The organism is bacterium (assembly GCA_021159335.1).
Taxonomy (GTDB): domain Bacteria; phylum UBP14; class UBA6098; order B30-G16; family B30-G16; genus JAGGRZ01.
Window position 1 is genome coordinate 1 of record JAGGRZ010000029.1, and the last position, 2,506, is coordinate 2,506.

General features: G+C 49.6%; 2 protein-coding genes. Both read left to right on the plus strand.

Annotation, left to right across the window (positions count from 1 at the left end):
• Positions 1-79: 79 nt before the first annotated feature.
• A complete protein-coding gene (locus tag J7J62_01875) occupies positions 80-631 on the plus strand; it encodes a hypothetical protein (GenBank protein ID MCD6123905.1) in 552 nt (183 codons plus the stop codon).
• An 841-nt stretch (positions 632-1,472) separates the two neighbouring features.
• Entirely contained in the window at positions 1,473-1,922 is a 450-nt protein-coding gene (locus J7J62_01880; protein ID MCD6123906.1) for a DUF1273 family protein, read from the plus strand.
• The last annotated feature ends 584 nt before the right edge of the window (positions 1,923-2,506 follow it).

Genomic DNA, 2,506 nt, shown 5'->3' on the forward strand with positions numbered 1-2,506 from the left:
TAAAGTGATGAGAGTCGCGGAGGTGGGGTGACCTCCGCAGCTCGGTGAGTCCGTTTAAGTCTGTTAGGAGGTGATGCCTATGGAAGTGGAAGAAATTAGAAGGTTTGTAGAGAGATTTGAAGATACAGACGGTAAAGACGACGATGAGATTATCGCTGAGTTCAATGATATGCTCGCCGAGACGGGGAAGGAGTACTGGTTCTGCTCTGACTGTGGAAGGTTTCATCCACGGCAGTGGCGCAGGTGTGACTTGCCTTGCGTTCAGTATGAACAAAGTCGGCAGATAACCGAGGATGAATGGGAACAGGTTTACAGCTTCTTTGACCCTGCAGATTACCGCCAAGATGATGCGCATTTGCAGTTCCCGCACACGAGGTTCAGTTCGTGGATGAACACCGCCCAGAAGTTGTACAATCTGAAGAAGGAGAATCTGCTGGACTCGAAGTTGTGCAGAGCTTGCGAGTTGTGGGGAGTGAAGGAAATCAACATCAATGACCTCAGTCGTCCGATGACTAAGCTTGAGCAGGGGTTGCGCAGGTTTGAAATCCAGAGATTCAGAGGTAAACAGACCTTCTGGAAAGATCTTGAAAGTTTGTTAGATTTCTACATAGAGAACGCCCCCTCCCAGTGAAGGGGCGTGTTTATTTTTTTTTTGGCGCTCTAGTGCGGGTGTAATACGAACCGCATAGTTAGCACGAACCGCATAGTGCCCTGCTCGGGCGGTAACAGGAATCGCATATTCCAGCAAGTATAATCAAAATGAATTGTGCTGGAACACACAATTCCCGTTACCGCCACGCCAGGGCACCACACAATTCGTGCTAACCACACAATTCGTATTACACCCGCCATGCAAGAGGGGCATAAAGCCCCTCGACATTATCACAGTCCTGTCAGTTCTGTCAGTCCTCCAGTTGTAAGCGCTAAAAAATACGCTCCTGGGCACTCTATTTGCCAAAAATTGCACGGAGCGCAGCCCTTGCTGACGCAAGCAGAAATCCCGCTTATACTTATAACACCACAGTATAAGCCGAACTCTGTGCACCGGCGCACTAACACGCAGAGCGTGTTACTTTCGGAACTTAACTAAACACGAATCGCATAGTTTCGCCGTCGTAGCACGAATCGCATAGTTTCGCGCGTATATAATCTCGAATTGTGTGGGGCAAAGCCCCACAGTATAAACTCAGATTGTGCGCGAAACCACACAATTCGTGCTACTTTGGGCGAAACCACACAATTCGTGTTAATATAAGTTCCGAAAGAAGCTTGTGCGCCGACAGAGTTCGGGCGGGATTTCTGGACATAACGTCTGCTGCGCTCCGTGCCCTTTTTGCCAAATATAGCGCCCAGTTAGCGTCTTTTTTGCGCCACTCCGCTCCTCTCGTATAAATAAAGTGATGAGAGTCGCGGAGGTGGGGTGACCTCCGCAGCTCGGTGAGTCCGTTAAACTACGTTAGGAGGTGATGTGTATGATGTACAAGGTTGCTTTCACTGGACATAGGGATGTGGACTCGGTTGCTGTCGGTTACTTATTGGAGAAGTATCTTTCAGAGATTTGCAGTCGGCACCGTTCGGTACTCGGCATTACTGGCGGTGCGGTTGGCGTGGATATGCTTGCTGCTGAGGCGTGCGCTGATTGTGGTGTTCCTTATGTAGTTATCCTGCCCTTCCCATTCCGCATATTCACTGCTAAGTGGTCCTCTTCCGCTCGTGCACGCCTGCGCCGCATTATCTCTGGTGCTGTTCGCACATTTGTCGTCCAGCGCAGTTTTTCTATGGCTGGGTACATGCGCCGTAATATGGTTATGGTAAATCACTGTGATGTTCTGCTCGCCGTGTGGCGTGGCACTCCCGGGGGTACCGCAAATACTGTGCGGTACGCACGGCAGGTAGGTAAGCCTGTTGTAAATGTGTTCTAACTCTTTTTTTTCGGCGCTCTAGTGCGAACTTGTTCCGTTCATTCCGCTCCGTTCCGAAGGCGTCCCGCACGTTCCGCTCCGTTCGCTCCGTCGTATAATCTCAAATCTGAACTGAACACGAATCGCATAGTGCCCTGCTCGGGCGGTAACAGGAATCACATATTTCCAGCAAAATATAATTCTGAATTGATGCTGAAAACTCATATTTCCGGCGAATATAAGAACTAACATGAAATGACGCCGGAAATACAAATTTTCAGCAAAGTATAAACTCTAATTGATGCTGGAAATACATAATTCCCGTTACCGCCACGCCAGGGCACCACACAATTCGTGTTAATATCAGTCTTTGATATTAAAACTCCTCCGCTCACTACGCTCCACTCTTCTCCACTCCGCTCCATTCACTCCACAAGTTCGCCATGCAAGGGGGGTTGCGCTGAGGTTGCCCAGTCCTGTAACCGTTGTCCGATGCGCGCAACCCCCCGACATTATTAACATTTATTCGTATCTCGCCGCCGCCTCTCGATACCTGCACCACTCGCAACTACCCGCAGGGGGCGTCTCCATTTTTGCTATCATAT